General features: G+C 34.3%; 22 protein-coding genes. 17 read left to right on the forward strand and 5 right to left on the reverse strand.

All coding sequences use genetic code 11. The features are described from left to right. A complete protein-coding gene (locus tag ACL9RH_RS03460; protein ID WP_422691945.1) occupies positions 1-2,991 on the reverse strand; it encodes a sensor histidine kinase in 2,991 nt (996 codons plus the stop codon). Positions 2,992-3,811: 820 nt separating this feature from the next. Here ACL9RH_RS03460 and ACL9RH_RS03465 point away from each other — a divergent pair. The 12 genes from ACL9RH_RS03465 (at position 3,812) to ACL9RH_RS03520 (ending at position 14,576) form a co-directional block, all read left to right on the forward strand. After that, entirely contained in the window at positions 3,812-4,165 is a 354-nt protein-coding gene (locus ACL9RH_RS03465; RefSeq protein ID WP_422691946.1) for a helix-turn-helix domain-containing protein, read from the forward strand. Positions 4,166-4,594: 429 nt separating this feature from the next. Further along, on the forward strand, positions 4,595-5,869 hold the full coding sequence (locus tag ACL9RH_RS03470; protein ID WP_422691947.1) for an aminotransferase class I/II-fold pyridoxal phosphate-dependent enzyme: 1,275 nt from the start codon (positions 4,595-4,597) through the stop codon (positions 5,867-5,869). After that, the gene (locus ACL9RH_RS03475; RefSeq protein ID WP_422691948.1) at positions 5,862-6,491 is read left to right on the forward strand and encodes a TetR/AcrR family transcriptional regulator; all 630 of its coding nucleotides are present in this window, start codon (positions 5,862-5,864) and stop codon (positions 6,489-6,491) included. The genes ACL9RH_RS03470 and ACL9RH_RS03475 overlap by 8 nt, the downstream gene beginning before the upstream one ends. A gap of 101 nt (positions 6,492-6,592) precedes the next feature. Continuing rightward, on the forward strand, positions 6,593-7,678 hold the full coding sequence (dnaX, locus tag ACL9RH_RS03480; protein WP_422691949.1) for a DNA polymerase III subunit gamma/tau: 1,086 nt from the start codon (positions 6,593-6,595) through the stop codon (positions 7,676-7,678). Positions 7,679-7,710: 32 nt separating this feature from the next. Then, complete coding sequence (locus ACL9RH_RS03485; protein WP_422691950.1) at positions 7,711-8,292, forward strand: hypothetical protein; 582 nt, start codon at positions 7,711-7,713, stop codon at positions 8,290-8,292. 395 nt (positions 8,293-8,687) lie between these two features. After that, on the forward strand, positions 8,688-9,770 hold the full coding sequence (locus ACL9RH_RS03490) for a chorismate mutase (RefSeq protein ID WP_422691951.1): 1,083 nt from the start codon (positions 8,688-8,690) through the stop codon (positions 9,768-9,770). 167 nt (positions 9,771-9,937) lie between these two features. Further along, a complete protein-coding gene (rsgA, locus tag ACL9RH_RS03495) occupies positions 9,938-10,864 on the forward strand; it encodes a ribosome small subunit-dependent GTPase A (RefSeq protein ID WP_422691952.1) in 927 nt (308 codons plus the stop codon). 727 nt (positions 10,865-11,591) lie between these two features. Then, positions 11,592-12,008: a nucleoside-diphosphate kinase gene (locus tag ACL9RH_RS03500; protein ID WP_034687444.1), complete on the forward strand. Its 417-nt coding sequence runs from the start codon at positions 11,592-11,594 to the stop codon at positions 12,006-12,008. Between the two features lie 187 nt (positions 12,009-12,195). Further along, positions 12,196-12,639: a hypothetical protein gene (locus ACL9RH_RS03505; protein WP_422691955.1), complete on the forward strand. Its 444-nt coding sequence runs from the start codon at positions 12,196-12,198 to the stop codon at positions 12,637-12,639. Between the two features lie 85 nt (positions 12,640-12,724). Beyond that, positions 12,725-12,946, forward strand: coding sequence for a hypothetical protein (locus ACL9RH_RS03510; protein ID WP_422691956.1), 222 nt, complete (start codon positions 12,725-12,727; stop codon positions 12,944-12,946). An 8-nt stretch (positions 12,947-12,954) separates the two neighbouring features. Further along, positions 12,955-14,052 (forward strand): DUF692 family multinuclear iron-containing protein, encoded by a 1,098-nt coding sequence (locus tag ACL9RH_RS03515; protein WP_422691957.1) that lies wholly within the window; start codon positions 12,955-12,957, stop codon positions 14,050-14,052. Positions 14,053-14,090: 38 nt separating this feature from the next. Next, entirely contained in the window at positions 14,091-14,576 is a 486-nt protein-coding gene (locus ACL9RH_RS03520; protein ID WP_422691958.1) for a DUF1772 domain-containing protein, read from the forward strand. Between the two features lie 195 nt (positions 14,577-14,771). On the opposite strand, the gene rpe is transcribed toward ACL9RH_RS03520, so the two are convergent. Further along, positions 14,772-15,422 (reverse strand): ribulose-phosphate 3-epimerase, encoded by a 651-nt coding sequence (gene rpe, locus ACL9RH_RS03525; protein WP_291937402.1) that lies wholly within the window; start codon positions 15,420-15,422, stop codon positions 14,772-14,774. A gap of 104 nt (positions 15,423-15,526) precedes the next feature. Continuing rightward, positions 15,527-16,600, reverse strand: coding sequence for a M28 family peptidase (locus ACL9RH_RS03530; RefSeq protein WP_422691959.1), 1,074 nt, complete (start codon positions 16,598-16,600; stop codon positions 15,527-15,529). Positions 16,601-16,651: 51 nt separating this feature from the next. Between ACL9RH_RS03530 and ACL9RH_RS03535 the strand changes: the two genes are divergently transcribed. After that, positions 16,652-17,356, forward strand: a complete 705-nt coding sequence (locus ACL9RH_RS03535) for a DUF4294 domain-containing protein (RefSeq protein ID WP_422691960.1) — start codon at positions 16,652-16,654, stop codon at positions 17,354-17,356. A 27-nt stretch (positions 17,357-17,383) separates the two neighbouring features. Here the strand turns inward: ACL9RH_RS03535 and ACL9RH_RS03540 are convergent, their stop codons facing one another. Together ACL9RH_RS03540 and mnmD are read right to left on the reverse strand one after the other, a co-directional pair. Then, on the reverse strand, positions 17,384-17,800 hold the full coding sequence (locus tag ACL9RH_RS03540; protein ID WP_422691961.1) for an NUDIX domain-containing protein: 417 nt from the start codon (positions 17,798-17,800) through the stop codon (positions 17,384-17,386). Between the two features lie 100 nt (positions 17,801-17,900). Then, complete coding sequence (mnmD, locus tag ACL9RH_RS03545) at positions 17,901-18,575, reverse strand: tRNA (5-methylaminomethyl-2-thiouridine)(34)-methyltransferase MnmD (RefSeq protein WP_422691962.1); 675 nt, start codon at positions 18,573-18,575, stop codon at positions 17,901-17,903. 85 nt (positions 18,576-18,660) lie between these two features. Here mnmD and ACL9RH_RS03550 point away from each other — a divergent pair, with 85 nt between their 5' ends. The 4 genes from ACL9RH_RS03550 (at position 18,661) to ACL9RH_RS03565 (ending at position 22,185) form a co-directional block, all read left to right on the forward strand. Continuing rightward, complete coding sequence (locus ACL9RH_RS03550) at positions 18,661-19,731, forward strand: branched-chain amino acid aminotransferase (RefSeq protein WP_422691963.1); 1,071 nt, start codon at positions 18,661-18,663, stop codon at positions 19,729-19,731. Between the two features lie 171 nt (positions 19,732-19,902). After that, complete coding sequence (locus tag ACL9RH_RS03555; RefSeq protein ID WP_422691964.1) at positions 19,903-20,415, forward strand: hypothetical protein; 513 nt, start codon at positions 19,903-19,905, stop codon at positions 20,413-20,415. Between the two features lie 81 nt (positions 20,416-20,496). After that, positions 20,497-21,534 carry a peptidylprolyl isomerase gene (locus ACL9RH_RS03560; RefSeq protein WP_422692652.1) on the forward strand — a complete coding sequence of 346 codons (1,038 nt, stop codon included), beginning with the start codon at positions 20,497-20,499 and terminating at the stop codon, positions 21,532-21,534. A 69-nt stretch (positions 21,535-21,603) separates the two neighbouring features. Continuing rightward, positions 21,604-22,185 (forward strand): hypothetical protein, encoded by a 582-nt coding sequence (locus ACL9RH_RS03565; protein WP_422691965.1) that lies wholly within the window; start codon positions 21,604-21,606, stop codon positions 22,183-22,185. The last annotated feature ends 44 nt before the right edge of the window (positions 22,186-22,229 follow it).

The raw sequence follows: 22,229 nt of genomic DNA on the forward strand, positions 1-22,229 counted from the left end.
TTAGTTTTTGTTGAGTGTTATTTTTACAATTGTTCCTTTGGGAGTGTTGGAGGTAAAACTGATTTCTGCTTTAATTTTTTTAACAAGATGGATAACCATATGAAGTCCAAGTCCCTTTCCTTTAAAACTCGGAGTTTCCAGGTTAGGGTTTCGGAATAAGTTCATGTAATTATTGATCTGGTCTTCAGACATTCCTGCTCCCGTATCACTTATTGTTATGATCGTTTTTTGGTTATTTTCTGTAATATTAAGGATAATTTCTCCTTCAAAAGTATTTTTAACTGCATTATCAAGAATGTTGTGAATAATAGCGGTTATGATACTTTCATTTATCTTGGAATAAGGATTTCCCTTTGTGGTATTGATGATATTGGTTCCTTTTTCTTTGGCAATTTCCCAGAATAGTTTTTTCTTGATTTCCAGAATTCTGTTGATAGGATATTCTTCTTCCTCAAAAATGTTTTCAGCCTTATAAAGCTCTGTATATTCCTTCAAATTCAGCGTAAACTGATAAAGCTGCTCAGACGATTTATAAATACTGTCAAAATATTTTTTCTGTAGCTCCAGATCATCCGATTCATAAAGTTTCTGAGAAAGCATAGCAATAAACCTGATGGGCGTTGTGATGTCATGGCTAATGGTTTCCACCAGTTTTTTCTGATATTCTGTTTCTTTTTGTAACTCACTTTTTACACCTTCAAGGGTAAGAGAAGTTTCCTTTAACTCTGAATTTTTATTGCGGACGATTTGTTTCAGTGCTTTGTTTTTTATCCTCAAAAAATTAGTCATCAGTTGAACAATGATCATAATACTAACAAGAATGATTACGGAAGCAGATACTCTGAAGAATAAAGTCTGATAAAAAAGCGGTTCAATCTTAAAATTAATTTTATTTTCAAGATATTCTCCCTCCGCAGATACCAACATTCTGATGCTGAGAGTATAATCTCCCGGACTGAGATTGCTGATAGTGTATTTTAATTCTTTTCCTGTTGCAACCGGTTCCCAGTCCGTATTTTCCCTTCCGGATATTTTCGCTTCCAGATAAAGATTTTCCAGGTTAGAAAAATAAGGAATGTCAATAAAAACGTCTGCCGTTCTATAATCATTTTTAAGGGAAAGCGTTCTGTGAAAATACTGCGTGTCAGAATTTCCGATTTTTACCCTTTCAATATAAAGATCGTTCTTACCTGGATAATAAGTTTGGATGCTGTCCGGATTAAAAAATACAAAACCGTCCATAGAAGGAAATACAAATTCTCCGTTTTCCAATTCATAAGCATTGGGCTCTGAGCTTCCATTAAATTCATTGGTCAGGAAGCCGTCTTTTTTGGTAAAGCGATAGTAAAAAACGGGTGATTTTCTGTCCGAAGCATACTGCAGCAGTTGTATTTTAGGAACCTTAAAAAGTCCGTTGTCAGAGGATATCCAATAAGAACCTTTTCGATCTTCCAGAATATGATGAGCCGATTGGAGGAAATTATTTCTGTCATTTGGCATCTTAATGAGTTGGCGATCTTTCAACAGATAAAATCCGCTCTTATTGGTCATTATCCAGATCAGCCCATCCTTCGTTTTAAGAATACTTTTTACATCAATATTCTTTTGAATAGGAGTGATGGTATTATTCCTCAATACAACAGAATATAGTCCATCCGTAGTACCTGTCAAAATTTCCTGATCACTGTATTGATAAAAAGTATTGATAGAACTTTTAAACTGATAGTTTAGCTCAGGCGAACTGAAAATATCCCTTTTTGAGATCTGTAATTGGTGCTTTGAATTATTTGAAAACGTTGAAGCATAAAGATTTCCGCTTTTTAAGAAATTTTCAAATCCCGGTTGTATCTGCGTAGAATCTTTTTTTCTGTATTCCGAATCTTTATGAAACCTAATAATACTATTTCTTTTACGGATCAGGATATTACTGTAATTGTCGTACATCATCAGATGCTTATCGTTATTTCCAAACGAAAATTGATTGACAATACCGTTCTTCCCGAATACGGTTCCATCTTCAGTTATAATTGTATTTTTATCAAAAGGGAGAGAGGCAAAATAAACATTGTTGGAAAAATCTGATTCCTTTTTTGCTACATAAAAACTGGAAAGATTAAGAATGTTAAGACCATTATTAAGAGTTCCCAGATAAAGCCTGTTAAAATCTTTATCATAAAACATAGAACAATAAGAATGGCTTCCTATCTCATCATATTGAGTAAGAAATGTAAGGGTAAGTTGCCCCCTTTTATAATCTACGAAATAGATATTATTATGATTAATAATAAAAGTCTGATTGGTGATCTGCTGCCAATATACTTTGCTTTCCGGATCATTAAAAAGACTTACTTTTTCCTGAAGATTGGGCTTTCCTTTATCAAGAACATAAGTTTTTCTGGATTTCAGATCACTTATAAAAAGGGTTTCACCAAATGCAAAAACATGATTCAGCGCTTTATTTGAAAAAGGGATTGTTATTTTGACTTCCTGCCCTTTTTCGTCTTGATAGAGTACCGTATTTTTTTCTTTGAATACGTATTGAGAATTTTTAAACTTTATATAATATTGAGTATCATCATAAAAGCTGGATGATATATTGTTATTTACAATTCGGAAAGGAGTCTTTCTTTCTGAAGAACTGTTTTCAAAATTCTTTTGAGATTGTGCTAAAGAAGGAAACCTGTTTTTTATGATGATCTTACTCATCTGAAAATTATCCAGAACCGTAATATTGTCCATCATCGGTTCACCTGTAAATTCTCCAAAGTGCAGATTGTTGATTTTAAAATTGTTGAAAGTAATGAACGAACTGCCATCGTACCGAACCAGTCCGTTTTCTGTAGAAATCCATATAAACCCATACTTATCTTTAACAATAGCCTTTGCACTGCTTTGGGGCAATCCATTGTCTATATTGTACCATAAAGATGTATGGCGCTGTCCGGAAATATGTAAATATAAACAAGCAAAAAACAATGCCCAAACCCTCATATGTGAAAAACTGATCTATACTCTCTGTTATTACAAAGAGCGGTTAATAATAGTTTTCTTACACGTCAAAGTCTTTTTAATGGTTAGGAACGATTGAAAATAAATTTTTGTCATTGAGTTTTCTTGGCATTTTTGTGTTTTTTATATTGTTTTCGTGATGTAAAAATAATCAAATTATAGACATAAACAGGTATCTGAGGTAGTCTTTTACTTACGCTTCTCTATATGTCTATTTATAGTGAATAATATAAAATTAGTTTTACTTAATAATATTTCTATAAATAGTGATTTTTTTTCAAACATTATTTCAAATAAGCCCAATAACGCATGAATCTCGTAATTCGCTGATTTTTATATTTTATGCTTAAAAACTAGATAAATAATAGCTGCTAATATTGAAATATCACTAAAGTATTTTTCTTTGCGATATACAGAAAAGATCAATTCTAGTGTAGTAAAAATTTGACACGAAGAAAATCTTAATTCTACAGGAAATTTTTAAAAGGCTCAGAACATATTGATACTTTTGCAAAAAGTTTCTAAGCCCTACGAAAGAGACTTATTCTATTACAAAATAATGATTCTAAGAAGACAAACGATTTTTCCCAAAGGCAAAGGAACTCTTTAAGAGATCTTTTGCTTTTATTCTTTATATAAAAAAGGAGTTTTTCATTTAAAACCTTTCGAAAAAAAACTAAAATCCGGAATTATATTTAAACAAGCAACTTTCTTAAATGCTTGGGTGTGTTATTTTTATGAAATTCATCATATTATTTATTTCTTATTCTTACATTTATAAATTGATTGAAAAAAATACAAGATGAAAAGAAGTGAAGAGATCACACACCAATACTTTGACTTTTTGGATAAGCATATTCAGGATGTTATTTCAGGAAGTATACCAGAGTTTATGGAAGTTAATGAGATTGCAGGAGAATTAGCCATTTCCCATAAACATCTTACAGATACCGTGAAAAAAGAAACGGGACGACATCCGTGTCATTTCTATGATGAAAAAATTATTCAGGAAGTCAAGAAAATGCTTGCTTCATCAGATGAATCTGTAGCTGAGATTGCACGACTTTTTACCTATGATCCATCTAACTTTTCAAAATTTTTTAAAAAAATAACAGGCATTACACCAGGAGAATATAGGATTTCCAACAAAATGTAATCGCTTTTAAAGAGTAATTTTTGTATATTATTATAAATGAGTTGGTTGTGATGTGTTTGGCTTTGAAAAAAATCATACGAAAAGTCTATTTTGATGCAAAATATTTTTTTAATGTATAAAATTGAGAAAATAAATGAAAATAATCTTTTATAAATGAGGTTGTTGTGATAAATTGTCTTAAAATTTTATTTTTTATGTATCGATATTGTTTTATTGTTTGTTTTTTTTTCTTAAATTTAGATAAGAAAAACTAAATAATTCAATTAAAAAATTCTTTATAAAAAGCGTGAAATATGTGAATTCGTTTGGTTTCCAGATCATAAGAAAAAAAATGTTGTGCCATTAATAATATTTAATTTTCTCATGAAGCTTAAGCCCTTTAAATAAACATATATTTGCGCTTTCAAACCACAACAAACAAGATTAAGGATGAGCATCAATTTCACAACAGCAACATTTAGGGATTTCGAGAATATCCCAGACTTTGATATGGTAGATAGAGCCGAAATATTTTATGAGTTCCTGGATTATATGAAATCCAACGGCCATATGAATTACAGACTGAAAAACAATTCAGGATGCAGCTCTGTTATGAATGTAGACATAGAAAATACACAGAAAGATTACGTAAGCTTCGTTTCCAATGATTATCTCGGATTTACCCAGCATCCAAAAGTAAAGCAGGCTGCTATCGAAGGGATTCAGAAATACGGAACAGGAGCAGGAGCTTCGCCCCTTATCGGAGGACACTTTGTGTTTCATGATGACCTTGAAAAAAGAATTTCATCTTTCTTTGGGAAAAAACAGGAAGAAGCTGTTATATTTACAACCGGATATACCGCCAATAGTGCAACGCTTCAGATTTTATTACAAAAAGAAGATATCGCAATTATAGATATGGCTGTGCACGCCAGTGTACATGAGGGGTGTGCTTATACCAACACCAAAACATTTCCTCACAATAATCTTGATGCTTTGGAACACATTTTGAAGACATCAGAAGATAAGTTCCGTACAAAATTGGTCATTATTGACGGAATCTATTCACAGGACGGTGATGTTTCTCCTTTGAGAGAGATCTACAACCTGGTAAAAAAATATAATGCCTATTTAATGGTAGATGACGCACATGGGGTAGGAATTCTTGGTAAAACAGGAAGAGGAGCTTTGGAAGAAGCAGATTTGATTGATAAAGTAGACTTTATTACAGGAACATTCAGTAAAACCTTTGGGAATTTAGGCGGATATGTGATCTGTGATAAAAAAATGGCAGCCTTTATAAGGTTTCAGTCCCGTCAGCAGATTTTTTCTGCTACTGCACCGCCATCTACAATGGGAATTATCAAAGCGATCGAATTAGTGGATGAAGAACCAATATGGCGTCATAAACTTTGGGAAAATATAAGTTACTTTAAAAAAGGATTAAATGATATAGGATTAGATACAGGAAATACCTGTTCTGCAATCGTTCCGGTGAAAATAGGAGACCCTAACGTAACTGGAGATGTAGGGAAGCTCCTTATACAACACGGAGTGTATACCAATCCCATATTATATCCCGCAGTAGCGAGAAAAGATGCAAGGATCAGAATGGCTGTAATGGCCACTCATGAGAGAAAACATTTGGACAAAACGCTAAATGCATTTGAAGATATCAATAATAAATTGCATATTGCAAAAAAATTTAATAACAACCATGCCTAGGAAAGTTGTACAGGGTCCTATCAGAGATAAGGAGAAGACCAAACAGAAACTGTTGGCCGCAGTTGGTAAAATTTTAAGAGTAAAAGGTTACTCTGGCCTAAAAGTAAGCAAAATTGCAGCAGTAGCTGGTTTTGATAAGAAATTGATCTACGAGTACTTCGGGAGTACAGATAAGTTGATCGATGAGTATATCAAATCTCAGGATTACTGGAGCAATAACCTTGCAGGCGGTACTGAAATCGATCTTTCAGATGGAGGAAAAGAACTGTCTAAAATTGCTTTAATCAATCAATTTGAAAGTTTGAAAAAGAATAAGGAACTTCAGAAAATTATTCTTTGGGAACTTTCAGAACATAAGCCAATCCTGAGGAAACTAGCTGATGAGCGTGAAGAAATGGGGGATGTGATGTTTAAAAATATTACAGATCCTTACTTTGGCGAAGACAAGGCAAAAAGATTTAGAGCTATCATGGCTTTACTTATTTCAGGGGCTTACTATCTGAATATTCATACCGCTGCCAACGGAAGTACTTTCTGTGGATTGGATATGAAAAACGAAGAGGGTAGATCCGAAATTGAAAAAGCTATTGTAGAGATTATAGATTTTGCTTACCAAAAGTAATGATCATTAGAAATTCCAATTTTAAGCAGAAATATCTTTTTTGTTTAAAATTGGAAAACTTTTAATTTTCAAATTAAAACTATATTTCTTATTTTTGACCAATGGAAAATTTTATAGTATCTGCAAGAAAATATCGTCCTCAGGAGTTTGATACGGTAGTAGGACAATCCCATATTACGGATACTTTAGAACACGCAATTGAAGAAAATCAGCTCGCTCAGGCATTGCTTTTTTGCGGTCCTCGTGGTGTGGGTAAAACTACATGTGCCAGAATTCTGGCCAGAAAGATCAATGAGAAAGACGGATCTGTCTCCGAAGACGGTTTCGCCTATAACATCTATGAGCTGGATGCAGCATCCAATAACTCAGTAGACGATATCAGAGAACTTATAGATCAGGTACGTTTTGCACCCCAGGTAGGACAGTATAAAGTGTATATCATCGATGAGGTGCATATGCTGTCTTCTGCTGCCTTCAATGCTTTCCTTAAAACTCTTGAAGAGCCGCCTGCTCACGCGATCTTTATTCTGGCTACTACAGAAAAACATAAAATTATCCCGACAATTTTATCCCGCTGCCAGATTTATGATTTCAAAAGAATTACGATTGAAGGGATTCAGGCGCATTTAAGAGACATTGCTCAAAAAGAAAATATCCAGTACGAAGATGATGCATTGTACCTCATTGCTCAAAAAGCAGACGGGGCACTTAGAGATGCACTTTCCATTTTCGACAGGCTTTCTACATTCTCCCAAAAGAATATAACACTTGCCAAAGCTGCAGAAGTTTTAAATATTCTGGATTATGACCAATATCTCAATATTGTAGATTTTGCTAAGGAAAATAAAATTCCTGAAGTACTTTCTGCATTTAATGAGATTGTAAAAAAAGGTTTTGATCCTCATATTTTCGTTGCCGGACTGGGAAATCATTTCAGAGATCTGATGATGGCACAGAATACTTCCACAATGGAGCTTATTGAAGTAGGAGAAAAAACAAAATCCAAATTCATAGAGCAGGCACAGAAATGGACCGCCCAACAATTGATAGACGGCATTGAAATCTGTAATCATGCGGATATTAATTATAAGAACTCCAAAAACCCAAGACTTACGGTTGAAATTGCGTTGATGCAATTGGCTTCGCTGACTGCAAATTCAGACGTAACTAAAAAAAAAAATTCCTAATACTGGCCCCGTTTCTCAGTGAGAAGCAGGAAGTGAAAATCCCTGAAAAGATTCAGGAAAAACCAGAAATAAAAACCGAACTGCCTATATCATCAGAAAAGGCTCCGGAAACTTCTGTCGCACAAAAGACAACAAAGCCACTTTCCAGATCGGGAATTTCTTCTGGCTTCAGCATCAATTCTTTTTTAAATCAGGAAGAAAAAGTAGAGACAACAGAAAATGTTGCTGTAAAAACTGAAACCCTTCCTAAAAACCATTTTACAGATACCGATCTCCAGGTAGAATGGAAAATTATGCTAAAACAACTTCAGGTAAAAAATAATTTTGTTTTTAATGCTGTAAAAACCTTCAAATTGGTAAAGGCAGAAGAAAATAAAATCAAAGTTCTATTCCCTTCCGACTCTGCAAAAGTAGAATTCGATAAAATAAGTGGAGAATTTTTTAATCATTTCAGAAGAAAAGTTCAGAACCATATTATTGAGGTAGAATACGTGAGAGACGTTGAAAATCTGAAGATTGAGGTCGTTACCAAGAGAAAGATTTTCGAAAAATTTATAGAAAAAAATCCACTTTTGAAAGATCTTGATGATTTAATGAAGTTTGATTTGACATAATTTTTATATCTTTGTCAAAGTTTTCTGCGAAAAATAACTTTTCCACAAAAACAAATTATAGTAAGAAACGCTAAAACAAAGACATTTCCAGAACAAAATGGAAAAATTATCTAATACATATCTGTCTTTCTTTGCACCCGCTAATTATTTTAGCGGTTATTTTAGCTTTTCTGCTTCTTATTTTAGAAATTTTAGAACGTATTACCGATTTTATTGGTACTGTTAATAAAATTTCTTTCCAAAAAATACAGGAGAAGTAGAGCCCTTTCATTTTCCTGATTCCTTTAAACAATTTTGAACGGCATTTTTTGAAAAGAATTATAAAATTAATTTTATAATCAAAGGGCTATTGCTGTGAACTAAACAAATATTTAAAAAACAATAAAATTTAGAATATGAATTTAAAAGATTTAAAAAACGAGTGGATCAGTGGGCTTACACAACCTTTAATGATCGCAGGACCATGTAGCGCAGAAAGTGAAGCTCAAATGCTTGAAACTGCCAGAAGAATTAAAGAATCCAATGCTCAGGTATCCGTTTTCCGTGCAGGAATCTGGAAGCCGCGTACCAAACCTAATGGTTTCGAAGGAGTAGGAGTGATCGGTTTGAACTGGCTAAAAAAAGTAAAAGAAGAATACGGTTTTAAAACAGCTACGGAAGTTGCTAATGCTCACCACGTTTTTGCTGCCTTAGAAGCAGATGTAGACGTTCTTTGGATTGGTGCTCGTTCCACAGTAAACCCTTTTACAGTACAGGAAATAGCTATGGCTTTAAGAGGTACAGATAAGCCGGTATTCGTGAAAAACCCTGTTAATCCGGATCTAGCATTATGGATTGGAGCTTTGGAAAGGCTTTTAGGTCAGGATATTAAAAACTTAGGGGCAATTCACAGAGGATTCTCCACATACCAAAAAACTAAATACAGAAATAACCCAAACTGGCAGATCGCGCTTGATTTTAAGAGCCAGTTCCCGAATATTCCAATGCTGATTGACCCGTCTCACATCTGTGGAAACAGAACTGGATTGGCAGATATCACTCAGGAAGCGCTTAACGTTGGATACCAGGGTGCTATCATTGAAACACACTGTAACCCGGATGAAGCTTGGAGTGATGCTTCACAGCAGATTACTCCTGAAGTATTGTCTGAACTGATTGGTAATTTGAAAGTAAGAAGTACAGATCTTGGTGGTTTCGAAGGAGAAATGGGAAGACACAGAACACTGATTTCTGATCTTGATTTCCAGCTTATTGAACTGCTTTCTCAAAGAATGAAGATTTCTGAAAAAATCGGTAAACTTAAAAAGGAAAATGATATTGCGATCTTCCAGCCGGAACGTTGGAAAGTAATTACTGAATACGCAAATCAAAAAGCTAAAGAAACAGGAATGTCTCATGAGTTTATTGAAAAAGTTTTCAAAGCGATTCACGAAGAATCTATTGAAGTTCAGAATAACATTATGATCGATAAGAAATAGATGACACATCAGAGAGCATAAAGACGAGAATTTAAACTCCGTTTTTTCTCTGTACATCAAAATTATAGGGCTTAGGAATTAGAATTTAGGAGGTAATATCACATTTGTTTTCCCCTATTTTCTAAACTCTAAGCCCTAATTTCTTATATTTGCACCGAGTATTATCTATGAAAGGAAAAATCATTAAATCTACAGGCAGTTGGTATCAGGTTTTGGAATTGGAAACTAATAAAATTTTCGAGGCCAGAATCAGAGGGAAATTTAAACTCATCAAAACTAGACTTACCAATCCTTTGGCTGTGGGAGATTTTGTTGAATTTCAATTGGAACAGGATGATATTGCCTGGATTACTAAAATTGAGCCACGCACCAATTACCTGATCAGAAAATCTGTCAACCTTTCAAAAGAAGCTCATATTATAGCTTCTAATATTGATTTGGCCTGTTTTATTTTTACTCTGAAATATCCCGAAACATCTTTAGGATTTCTGGACAGGTTCTTAGCCTGCTGTGAAGCATATAATATTACTCCGCTGATTTTATTCAATAAGATTGACGTTCTTCATGAAGAAGAAATTGAAATTGTAAAAGATATAGAATTTCTTTATCAGCAGATTGGCTATGAAACGTTGGAAATTTCCTCTTACTCAAAACTAAACCTTGATCAGCTTCAGGAACTACTTAAAAATAGAACTTCTGTATTCTTTGGCCATTCCGGTTGTGGAAAATCAACCTTGGTGAATGCACTGCAACCAGGATTGAATCTGAAAACTTCTGAAATTTCAGATACTCATTTAAAAGGAAAACACACTACGACTTTTGCACAAATGCATTTCTGGCACTTTGGAGGAAATGTAATTGATACTCCTGGTGTTCGGGAATTTGCCATGATCGATATCGAAAAAGAAGAAGTGCAGCATTATTTCCCTGAAATTTTCAAAAAGAGAGAAGAATGTAAATTCCATAATTGTCTTCATATTAATGAGCCTAAATGTGCCGTTATTGATGCGCTCGAAACTGGAGAAATTCAGCATTCACGATATGCAAATTACATTAAACTGATGGATGAAGCGGAAGAAGCTTCCCAGAAATAATCAAATAAATATCTACACGATCAGTATTATTGCAGATTTCTATAAGAAATTTGTAGTATTTGTTATGGAGTCAGGAGGCCATTTGAACTATTGAATGGCACATTTTTGAATGCATAATGTCGTAATGTCATTCTGTATGGTCATTTATCATGACAGGCTAGTCGAAAAAAACCGGACATAATGTACTTATTTATCTTCACGATATCTGTTACCTGTAGTTTAAAGATTCATTAATAAATAATAATGGCGGTTTCATTTATGAAGAGCATAAAAGAGGATAATTTTTTCTTTTTTTATTGATGTTTTTTTTCGTTTTTTGAATAACTCTACTTTTTTACATCTATTGTTTTACGAATAACTCCACTTTTTGTCTATTTGTCCAATGGTGAAATATAAGATTACTGAGAACGCCAAAAATAGGAGGTTGTTTCATTATTGGAAAATGAAGCAATAATGTAAAGATATGATTTTACAGGGGTTTTTATTTTGTTGAATCAAAAATAGGTTGGCTGATTTTTTGCAAATAAAAAACCCAGCCGAAGCTGGGTAAAAACTAATAACCATGAAAACTCAAATTAAACATGAGAATCGAAATAAAATAAACAATTACTGTGCCAAAGTTTGGCGTGCTATTTCTTAATAAAAGTTATTTTTATGTTAAAAAAAAATTAAAATAAAAATCAAAGATATTTTTTGTAATTTTGCGCCATTAAAAAAATATACATTTATGTCTAACATTACATTCACTATGATTAAGCCTGATGCAGTAGCAGACGGACATATCGGTGCAATATTGGGTAAGATTGCTGAAGGAGGTTTTAAAATCAAAGCTTTAAAATTAACTCAGCTTACAGTTGCTGATGCAAAAAAATTCTATGAAGTACATGCTGAAAGACCATTTTATGGTGAATTAGTAGAATTCATGAGCTCTGGTCCTATCGTAGCTGCTGTTTTGGAAAAAGATAATGCAGTGGAGGATTTCAGAACATTAATTGGTGCTACTAATCCTGCAGAAGCTGCAGAAGGTACAATCAGAAAGATGTTTGCAAGAAGCATCGGAGAAAATGCAGTTCACGGTTCAGATTCTGACGAAAATGCATTAATCGAAGCTCAATTCCATTTTTCAGGAAGAGAGATTTTCTAAGAAGATCATCTTACAAAATAAGAATCCGGAGAAACTTTTCTCCGGATTTTGTTTTTTATATATTACTGTGCAATGTTTATTTTATTATTGTATTTTTATGAAAATTTGAATAAAATTAAGGAGGTACAATAAGAATATGAAAAGCAGGTTGTAAAATGGGTTCTACTCTTAAAAGTAAAAGCACAACATGAATTTATCTGAATTGATTTTAGAAGGGAAAATAGCTGATGTTTCTATTGGGAGTCATTTGAAAAATACTTCAGGTTTAGAGATTATTACCCATCAGGAAGGAGATATTCCAGGTTTAAGAGGTCTTTATATTGATGACCTATTTTTTGAAATTGTCGTATTAGATGATTTTATAAAGGGAATTCACTTCGATTTTAGATATGAAATGAAAGCACCCAATACGTTTGAAGTTGATGATATTAGAATGGCTCTGGACGATAATACAACTCTCATAGACCTTGCCAATCATTTGAAAAAAATGAATATAGCTTTTGAAATCGTTGAACCTACCTTCGAATCCAGAAAAATTCGCTTATTAAAATATAAATCAAATTTTTATTTTAATAATGAAAATGATAAATTATTTAAACTGACCAATAATGATTTTAGCTTTCATGATTGAAATTTAAGAATACAATCATTCTTATAGAAAATAGATGATTTGTAATTGGAACATTTATTGCAAGTTTTATCAGAAAATAACAATTATGAAAATACCAACATTATTAATGGCCAGCTTATTGGCAGCAGGAGTATCTGCACAAACAACAAAACCGGCCACTAAGACTACAAAATCAGTGAAAAAAGTGAAAAAGACTGCCGTTTCAGATACTACAGAAAAGAAAAAACCGGGAACCCCAAAACCTGTGGTGAAAAAAGATACACTGGTACTTCGTGAGCATGGATGTCCAGCGTGTGGAATGGGGTAGAATAGGTTATGAGTAAACCTTTATTGGGATTATCGATGATGGCGGAAACGGATTTTTTATCTGCAGTTCTGCCATTGCTTCAAGACCATTCAGTGGATGTGCTGGAGTGGTCGTTTGATACTTTATATACTATTGGAGAGCCGGACTGGCTTAGCGAATTGCTGAATTTTTATTCTGAAAATAACAGGCTCATAGGGCATGGCGTTTATTATTCGCTGTTTGATGCAAGATGGACGGAGCGCCAGGAAATTTGGCTTGCAAAATTAAAAGAAGAAGTTCACAAACGAAAATACAATCATATTACCGAGCATTTCGGTTTTATGAATACTGAAAACTTCCACCAGGGTGTGCCTTTGCCTGTACCTCTGAATTCTAAAACATTGCAGATTGGCAAAGACCGACTTCATCGCCTTCAGGAAACTGTTAATATGCCTGTTGGGATTGAGAATCTTGCCTTTTCATTTTCTGTAGATGATGTAAAAGAACAGGGCGAATTTCTGAATCAGCTGGTTGAAGATACTGATGGATTCCTGATTCTTGATTTGCATAATATATATTGCCAGTCCTGGAATTTTGATGTGGAAATGCAGGAAATCATCAATTTATATCCTTTGCATAAAGTCAGGGAAATTCATCTTTCCGGAGGAAGCTGGCAGGAAAGTGTCTATGGGAAAAAGAAGATTCGTAGAGACACTCACGACGATCGTATTCCTAAAGAAATTGTAATGATCTTACCCCATGTGATTTCCCAATGTCCTAATTTGGAGTATATCATTATTGAACGATTAGGGCATACTATAAAAACAGAGAAGCAGAAGAAAGATTTCTTTGATGATTTTAAGAAAGTGAAAACCATTATAGAAAATTCTGACTTTAAGGTAAAAGCTAAGCGTGATTGGAAGAAAAAAAGAATTGGATTTTCTGAGAAACCTTTGGAAGATCTCGTTCTGTTTGAAGAGCAGACACGGCTCACAAAACTTCTCTTTAACAGTTCTGGTATTGATAGACTGAAAAAAGAGTCATTTCAATATTTTAAGACAGAAAACTGGGATCCTGAAATGATTCTCACCGCTCAGAATATCATTAAAAAATGGAACCCATACTAAGCTTATGTTCTGATAACCATATACTAAACTATATGAAAATGATAACTCTAGTATTAATCATTACTGCCGTCCTTACCGCTCTGATAGGAGGGCTTTTTTATGCGTATTCGTGTTCTGTTGTTCTGGGACTCGGAAAGCTTTCTGATATTGAATATTTAAAAGCAATGCAACACATCAACAGGGAAATCCTTAATCCTGTATTCTTTATGAGCTTTATGGGAACTGCAGCTCTTCTTCCGGTATCTGCTTTTCTTTTTCGTGGTCAGCAACCTGTATTTATTTTTCTTTTGTTAGCAGCACTGGTTTATTTGATAGGTGTTTTTGGAGTTACGGTCGTTGGAAATGTCCCTATGAATGATGCTCTGGATCGTTTTGATATATCAGGTGCTACCATGGAAGCTGTGAAACAGATACGGGATCAATTTGAGAGCCGATGGAATTTTCTGAACAATATAAGAACATCTTTCTCAGTGGTTAGTATTATTCTCGTAGTCTGCGCCTGTGTCTGGAATAAGGGATGGTAGGTATAAATACTAAAGCAGAAAATCAGTATTTCTACTGATGTATGGCTTGTTTTTTATTCAGAAATTTGTTGTATAGCAAGATCTAATTAACATTTTAAATGTTGGAAAAAACTAATAACCAAGATGACTCAATTTCCCACAAGAGGAAAGGCAGCCAATGGCTGCCTTTTTTCATTATAGATAGAGATTTTTTTTCTAAATCTTCAAAAGCTCAATAGTTCTTTCCGGGCTTTCTGCTGAAAATACAGCATTACCAGCTACTAAAACGTCTGCTCCTGCCTCAAATAATTTCGAAGCATTATCAAGATTCACTCCGCCATCTACTTCAATAAGTGCTGTAGAGTTGTTGCTTAAAATCAGATCCTTGGTTTCTGCAATCTTTTTATATGTATTTTCAATAAACTTCTGACCACCAAATCCAGGGTTCACGCTCATCAACAATACAAGATCTACATCTGCAATAATGTCTTCAAGCATCAGAACAGGAGTAGAAGGATTTAGAACAACACCAGCTTTAGCACCTTTGCTTTGAATGTGATGAATAGTTCTGTGAAGATGAGTACATGCTTCATAATGTATCGATATCAGATCTGCACCATGATCGATAAATTCATCAACATATTTTTCAGGTTCAACGATCATAAGGTGAACATCTACAAACTTTTTAGCATGCTGCTGAACAGTTTTCATCACGGGAAACCCAAAAGAAATATTAGGGACAAATCTTCCGTCCATTACATCAATATGGAACCAGTCGGCCTGAGACCTGTTTAACATTTCAATGTCTCTTTGCAGGTTCCCGAAGTCTGCAGATAAAAGGGATGGAGCAATAAGCTTCGTTTTCATTTTTACTTTTTACTTAATATTAGATTTCGGATGTTAGACATCAGATATTAGATTTAGATTATTCGTGTTATAGTCTGCTGTCTGATATCTGTTGTCTGCTATCTTTAATGATATTTCAGCTTCATTTCCGGGGTGATCTTCAGAACGGTTTCATAGATAAGCTTGATGACATTACCTACATCTTCTTTAGATACCATTTCTACCGTAGTATGCATATAGCGCAAAGGTAGCGAAATTAAGGCACTTGGTACTCCGCCGTTAGAATGAGCAAAAGCGTCTGTATCTGTCCCCGTAGCTCTGCTTGCTGCCGCTCTTTGGAAAGGAATCTTTTTCGTTTTTGCAGTGTTGATGATTAATTCTCTGATAGTATGATGAACGCTTGGCGCAAAAAATACGACAGGTCCGGCTCCACACTTTTGGTCTCCCTCTTTTTTCTTTTCAATCATTGGCGTTGTTGTGTCATGGGTAACATCGGTTACGATTGCAATATTGGGTTTAATTGTATCAGCGATCATATCCGCTCCATATAAACCTACTTCTTCCTGTACAGAATTGGTAATATAAAGACCAAAAGGGATCGATTTTTTATTTTCCTTTAAAAGTCTTGCCACTTCAGCAATCATAAAACCTCCAATTCTATTGTCCAGAGCTCTGCAAACAAAATATCTGTCGTTCATTTCAAAGAACTCGTCAGGATAAGTAATCATACAGCCAACAAAGATTCCCATTTCTTCTACTTCTTTTTTGGAAGTCGCTCCACAATCGATGAAAATATTTTCAATTTTTGGAGTTGGCTCATTTTGATTGGTTCTTGTATGAATTGCCGGCCATCCGAAAACACCTTTTACAATTCCTTTTTCGCCATGAATATGCACTACTTTGGAAGGGGCAATCGTCTGGTCTGAACCTCCGTTTCTGATCACATAGATCAGGCCGTCATCTGTAATATAGTTAACATACCATGAGATTTCGTCTGCATGCGCTTCAATCACTACTTTGAATTCCGCTTCAGGATTGATGATCCCATAGCAGGTTCCGTAATGGTCTACTTCAATCTTGTCAACGTAAGGTCTGATGTAATCCATCCAAACCTCTTGTCCCTTGTGTTCGTAACCGGTTGGTGATGATGTGTTTAAGTATTTTTCTAAAAATTTCAAAGATTTCTTTTCAAATTTCATAAAAAGGAATGATTTTTGCGTTTAATTTTTGTTCTTATAAGTGTAAAAATAATGAATTTTAGTAAGATTATCTGTCTTTTTATCTTCTTTTTTGGAGTCAGTGTATTTGGTCAGAAAGATGGTATTGTTGCCAAACCTCTCAATCAGTATCCACCTGAATCTTTAAAAGTGGATGAATTTGGTAATAAATATTATTATGACGAGCAGCAGAAAGTAAAGATCTTTGAGATCAACGGTGAACCGGTAGTGGTATTGGATGAGTTGGTTCTGGTGAATAAACCAAGATTTAACAATCAGTTGGATAAGAATTACTATTATTTCCTCAATAAAAAACTCTACAGAGTATATCCATTATTTGTTACCGCTTTACAGCAATACAGAGGCATTCAAAAAGATATGAATGATATGGACAGCAAAGCTAAAAGGAAATTTGTAAGAGAAAGACAGAATATGCTTGCTGATCAGTATGAAAAACAATTGAGAGATCTTACAACGACCGAAGGACAGGTTTTTGCAAAGCTTATGAACAGGGCAACGGGTAAAAACGTCTATGAAATTATCAAGGAGCTTAGAGGAGGCTGGAGCGCTTTCTGGTGGAATGTAAAAGGAAAGATGGCAGATATTGATCTGAAAGACCGTTACGATCCACACAATAACAGAACTGATGAATTTGTAGAGTCTCTACTTCAGTCTAACTGGAATTCCGGTTATCTGCAACCTTATCCGGGAGCCAATGATTTTAAAGTAAAAAAATAATAAGATAAAAAAATACCTGTAAGCTGCTTACAGGTATTTTTCTTTTAATTTATCAAATACTATTTTGTCTATTGGAAGAGAAAATGGATTGTCTGGTCTGTTTATATCAATCCATTCTGTTTTTTCAATGCATGGATCAAGGATCAGAAAATCTTCTTCATTCACGATATTGACAATATAATATATAGTAAGAAGTTGTTCATTTTCTCTGAAACGGGAAACCAGAAAATCTTCCTGGGTATAGAAATGTTCTACAATATCTACTTTTACATTCAGCTCTTCATCAAATTCGCGATGCAGACATTCCAGAACTCCTTCTCCAAACTCCAATCCGCCACCCGGAAATTTCATTAAAGGTTCTCCTACATATTCTTCAAATAAAGTGAGTACTTTTTTATCTTTTACCGCACACGCATACACCCTAATGTTGATCTTATCTATCATATATATAATGTATAATATTTTGTAAAGCTAATGTAAGGATTTTTTATGAGGAGAAAAGCTACGAAAGTATAGAATACAAATAAAACTTTTATTCTTAATACTATTGCTTCACAGCATTAATCATTTCTCTCTTTCCTGGAGGTCCCTGTTTCTTTTCCACCTGGAAATTGAGCTCCTGAAGAATTCTTCTCACGCTCCCTTTAGAAGAGTACGTCGTTAATAATCCGTTAATAGCCATTTTGTCAGACACCAGTTCGAATAATGGCTTTTCCCAAAGATCAGGCTGTACTCTTGCTCCAAAACAATCGAAATAAACCAGGTTGATTTTAGGCAAATCGATGTTCTTTAGGTCAAAAAAATCACATTCTATCTTTTTTAAGTTGAATCCACTAATGATTTCAACTGGTTTTCCCCAATCTGCCAGATGAATTTTCTGATAAATATTTTTAAACTCCGGGTTATCAAAAAGTTCAAAATATGCCAAATCGTTCACTTCCGATTCATTTATGGGGTATTTTTCAAGGGAAAAATAGTTGATAACATGATTTTTGTCAGTTTTTAAATATTCATTAATTGTCACCAAAACATTCAAACCTGTTCCAAAACCGAGTTCTAAAATATTAATTTCATAATCATTTACCAGATTTAATCCATTTTTGATAAACACATGTTCTGCTTCCTGAAGAGCTCCATGATGAGAGTGGTAGTTTTCATTTAAATCATTGATAAACAATGTTTTACTTCCGTCGTTTGTGGTCTTAATTTCTCTTTTCAAGCTATTTTTTTGTCAAATTTACTCTAAAATTTTTATATTTAGAAAATTATGTTAAATTTGTAGAACATCGTAAAAATTTTAAAAAATGATAATTCAAAAAACTGAAAACTCCAGAATTTCTACATTTGACCCTAATAATTTTTCATTTGGTGGTACTTTCATTGATCATATGATTATATGTGAGTACGAAGATGGAAAATGGGGGGATGTAAAATTAGTTCCTTACGGTCCAATACCTTTTACCCCTGCTATGATGGGAGTAAACTATGGGCAAGCTTGTTTTGAAGGTATGAAAGCCTATAAAGACAAAGACGGGCAGGTTTTCCTTTTCAGGCCTGAAAAGAATTTTGAACGTATCAACAAGTCTGCGAAGCGTCTTGCTATGCCTGAAGTGACTGAGGAAATGTTTTTAGACGGATTAAAAGCATTGGTAGATATCGATAGAGAATGGATTCCACAGGGAGAAGGAATGTCATTATATATCAGACCATTGATTTTTGCTACAGAGGAAGCTTTGAAAGCAAGAGTATCTAATAAATATATGTTCGCTATTGTAGCAACACCAGCGAAGAGCTACTATTCTGAGCCCGTTTCTGTAAAAATTTCAGATCACTATTCAAGAGCTGCCAACGGTGGAGTAGGTTCTGCTAAAGCTGCAGGAAACTATGCTGCTTCTTTCTACCCAACACAATTGGCTATTGAAGAAGGATATGAGCAGATTATCTGGACAGATGATGCTACTCACGAGTATTTCGAAGAAAGTGGTACTATGAACGTATTTGTAAGAATTAACGATACTATTTATACACCTCCAACTTCTGAGAAAATCCTTGACGGGGTAACTAGAGACAGCTTCATTCAGTTAGCTAAGAAAAGAGGAATTGAAGTGAAAGTAGAACCAATTCCTGTGAAAACCGTAATTGAAGCTTTAAAATCCGGGAACCTTAAAGAAGTATGGGGAGTAGGTACAGCTGTTGTAACCACTCAGTTCCAGGCTTTAGGTTACCAAGGTGAAAAACTTGAACTTCCAAGATTGTCAGACGAAGAAAGCTATGCTGCTCTTCTTAAGAAAGATCTTGTAGATTTACAGAACAACCTTTCTGAAGATTCATTCGGATGGAGAGTACTGGTAGATCACGTTCTTGAAACAGTTTAATTTTATTTAAAATACAATAGAAAAGCCGGGAAATTCCTGGCTTTTTTTATTTATCTTACAGTAATCAATCAAAAGTTGAATGGATAACGAAGCGAACAAGTTAACACATTCATACATTTCTTCTTCAAGTTTTGTAATTGATTCGCGAAATGTGTATTTTCGCAAAAGTTTATGAAAAAAATACTCTTCATATCAGCCATTAGTCTGCTAAGCTGTAACAGAAATACACAGACAGCACATCCGCCTGTAGGTGGGGTCTTGAGCCAAAAGGATCTTGATGTTTCTAAGAACAGGATGAAAAGTCTGAATGTTATAGAAAGAGGTCAGATTCAGGATTGGATCAGTGGCCAGTCTGTAAAATATTATCCTACACAGCTTAATTATTGGGTGACGGTAGAAGGTTATGATCAGAGAGAAAAGAGAGCCGATAATACACCGATTTCTTACTCTTATGATTTGTATGATTTTGATGAAACCAAAATCTATGATACTCCTATCGAAAGAAGAGATGCCAAATTTGGCCATTTTGATGAACTGAAAGCGGTGGAAAATGCTTTGCGTTTTATACATGATGGAGAGGAAGTAACGCTTTTGGTACCGTCTTCTTTGGCTTATGGTACTTTCGGAGACGAAAAGAAAATAGATAATGACATTCCATTAATCATAAAATTAAAAGCTCTATAATACATGAAATTGTTTAACAAGAATATAATTCTGGCAGCGGCAAGTATTTCGCTGATGAGTTGTACCCCAATTTATAAAAAAATGAACGTAGACAAAGAAACTTACGAAGGTCTTAATGACGGACTTTATGCGAACCTTCAAACTACAAAAGGTAACCTGATTGTAAAATTTGAAGACAAGAAAGCACCAGTAACTGTAGCCAACTTTATCGGTCTTGCAGAAGGGAAAATCGACAACAAAGCTAAGGCTAAAGGAGTTCCTTACTATGACGGAACTATTTTCCACAGAGTAATCAAAGATTTCATGATCCAGGGAGGTGATCCTCAGGGAACAGGAATGGGAGATCCTGGATATAAGTTCGAAGATGAAAAAAATGACCTTAAGCACACAGGGAAAGGTGTTCTTTCTATGGCAAACTCAGGTCCTAACACAAACGGTTCTCAATTCTTCATTACTGAAGTTGCTACCCCTTGGTTAGACGGAAGACACACGATCTTCGGAAAAGTGGTAAAAGGAAATGATGTAATTGATGCTATTGCTAACGTTGAAAAAGGAGCTCAAGATAAGCCTAAAACAGATATCGTTTTAGAAAAAGTTTCTGTTTTCAGCAAAGGTGATGAGTACAAGCACTACGATGCAGCTAAAACGTTCAATGAAGGAAAGGCTAAAATCGCAGAAAATAATAAAGCTTTCATTGCTAAAGAAGAAGCAGAAAGAAAGAAAAAAGAAGAAGAATTCAAAGCAAACCAGGAGAAATTAGTTGAAAACTTAAAAGCTGGTATGCAGAAAACAGAATCTGGTCTTTACTACAAAATTACAAAAACAGCTGACGGTAAAGCTCCAAAAGCTGGTGATAATGTATCTGTACATTATGCAGGTAAATTGGTAGACGGAACTGAATTTGATTCTTCATTCAAAAGAAACGAGCCTATCGAAATTCCAATCGGAATGGGAAGAGTGATCAAAGGATGGGATGAAGGGATCCTATTATTAAAAGAAGGTGAAACTGCTACATTATTAATCCCACCAGCAATGGCTTACGGAGAAAGAGGTGCAGGAGGAGTAATTCCGCCAAACTCTTGGTTAGTTTTCGATGTTGAGCTTGTAAAAGTAAAATAATTCAATCTGGTAAGATATAAACCGCTCCCAAAGGAGTGGTTTTTTTATGAAATGATATTAAAATAAGAAATGAAAATAAAATTAATTGTAGGCATCATTTCACTTTTTTCAGTTTTATCTTTTGGTCAGACTAAAAAAGTTGATTATGAAGCAGGGATAAAAAGAGATTTTACCTCTTTTTTCAAAAATATAAAAGACAGGAACATTGAAAAAGCAGTTGATTTTATTTACCCTAGATATTTGAATATCACCGATAGACAACAGATGGTCATTGTTTTAAATTTGTCTTATAATAATCCAATTCTTATTACTGATGTTCAGGAATTGAAAATAAATCATATTGAGAAGCCGGAATTGATTGATGGAGAATATTTTTCAGTAACCGATTACACATTAGACATGAAGCTTAAGGTTGACTGGAAAGTTATTAACGATCCTGAAGCCGCTAGACCGATGATTAATGACAAGATCATTACACAATACGGAAAAGATCATGTGGCCTATTTCAGTGATGGAGATTATTATAGTGTTCATGCTCAAATGAAAGCATGCGCTGTTTCAAAAAACGAAAAAGAGTGGAAATTTTTACTTGTTGAAGAAAATAATAAACCTGTAAATATTTTGCCACAGAAAGTCTTAGACAAATTCTGATCATTTAATATGAAAATAGGATCTTTTACCTTTGATATTTAATA

Source organism: Chryseobacterium sp. Mn2064, assembly GCF_049319685.1.
In the GTDB taxonomy this organism is placed as follows: domain Bacteria; phylum Bacteroidota; class Bacteroidia; order Flavobacteriales; family Weeksellaceae; genus Chryseobacterium.

Excerpts from the sequence above, each read along its gene's own strand:
- ACL9RH_RS03530 (WP_422691959.1), bottom strand. The coding sequence starts at position 16,600 with ATGAAATTTGAAAAGAAATCTTTGAAATTTTTAGAAAAATACTTAAAC.
- ACL9RH_RS03560 (WP_422692652.1), top strand. The coding sequence starts at position 20,497 with ATGAACGTAGACAAAGAAACTTACGAAGGTCTTAATGACGGACTTTAT.
- ACL9RH_RS03550 (WP_422691963.1), top strand. The coding sequence starts at position 18,661 with ATGATAATTCAAAAAACTGAAAACTCCAGAATTTCTACATTTGACCCT.
- ACL9RH_RS03470 (WP_422691947.1), top strand. The coding sequence starts at position 4,595 with ATGAGCATCAATTTCACAACAGCAACATTTAGGGATTTCGAGAATATC.
- ACL9RH_RS03510 (WP_422691956.1), top strand. The coding sequence starts at position 12,725 with ATGAAAATACCAACATTATTAATGGCCAGCTTATTGGCAGCAGGAGTA.
- ACL9RH_RS03460 (WP_422691945.1), bottom strand. The coding sequence starts at position 2,991 with ATGAGGGTTTGGGCATTGTTTTTTGCTTGTTTATATTTACATATTTCC.
- ACL9RH_RS03555 (WP_422691964.1), top strand. The coding sequence starts at position 19,903 with ATGAAAAAAATACTCTTCATATCAGCCATTAGTCTGCTAAGCTGTAAC.
- ACL9RH_RS03535 (WP_422691960.1), top strand. The coding sequence starts at position 16,652 with ATGAATTTTAGTAAGATTATCTGTCTTTTTATCTTCTTTTTTGGAGTC.
- rpe (WP_291937402.1), bottom strand. The coding sequence starts at position 15,422 with ATGAAAACGAAGCTTATTGCTCCATCCCTTTTATCTGCAGACTTCGGG.
- dnaX (WP_422691949.1), top strand. The coding sequence starts at position 6,593 with ATGGAAAATTTTATAGTATCTGCAAGAAAATATCGTCCTCAGGAGTTT.
- ACL9RH_RS03500 (WP_034687444.1), top strand. The coding sequence starts at position 11,592 with ATGTCTAACATTACATTCACTATGATTAAGCCTGATGCAGTAGCAGAC.
- rsgA (WP_422691952.1), top strand. The coding sequence starts at position 9,938 with ATGAAAGGAAAAATCATTAAATCTACAGGCAGTTGGTATCAGGTTTTG.
- ACL9RH_RS03540 (WP_422691961.1), bottom strand. The coding sequence starts at position 17,800 with ATGATAGATAAGATCAACATTAGGGTGTATGCGTGTGCGGTAAAAGAT.
- ACL9RH_RS03475 (WP_422691948.1), top strand. The coding sequence starts at position 5,862 with ATGCCTAGGAAAGTTGTACAGGGTCCTATCAGAGATAAGGAGAAGACC.
- ACL9RH_RS03465 (WP_422691946.1), top strand. The coding sequence starts at position 3,812 with ATGAAAAGAAGTGAAGAGATCACACACCAATACTTTGACTTTTTGGAT.
- ACL9RH_RS03490 (WP_422691951.1), top strand. The coding sequence starts at position 8,688 with ATGAATTTAAAAGATTTAAAAAACGAGTGGATCAGTGGGCTTACACAA.
- ACL9RH_RS03565 (WP_422691965.1), top strand. The coding sequence starts at position 21,604 with ATGAAAATAAAATTAATTGTAGGCATCATTTCACTTTTTTCAGTTTTA.
- ACL9RH_RS03505 (WP_422691955.1), top strand. The coding sequence starts at position 12,196 with ATGAATTTATCTGAATTGATTTTAGAAGGGAAAATAGCTGATGTTTCT.
- ACL9RH_RS03520 (WP_422691958.1), top strand. The coding sequence starts at position 14,091 with ATGATAACTCTAGTATTAATCATTACTGCCGTCCTTACCGCTCTGATA.
- ACL9RH_RS03515 (WP_422691957.1), top strand. The coding sequence starts at position 12,955 with ATGAGTAAACCTTTATTGGGATTATCGATGATGGCGGAAACGGATTTT.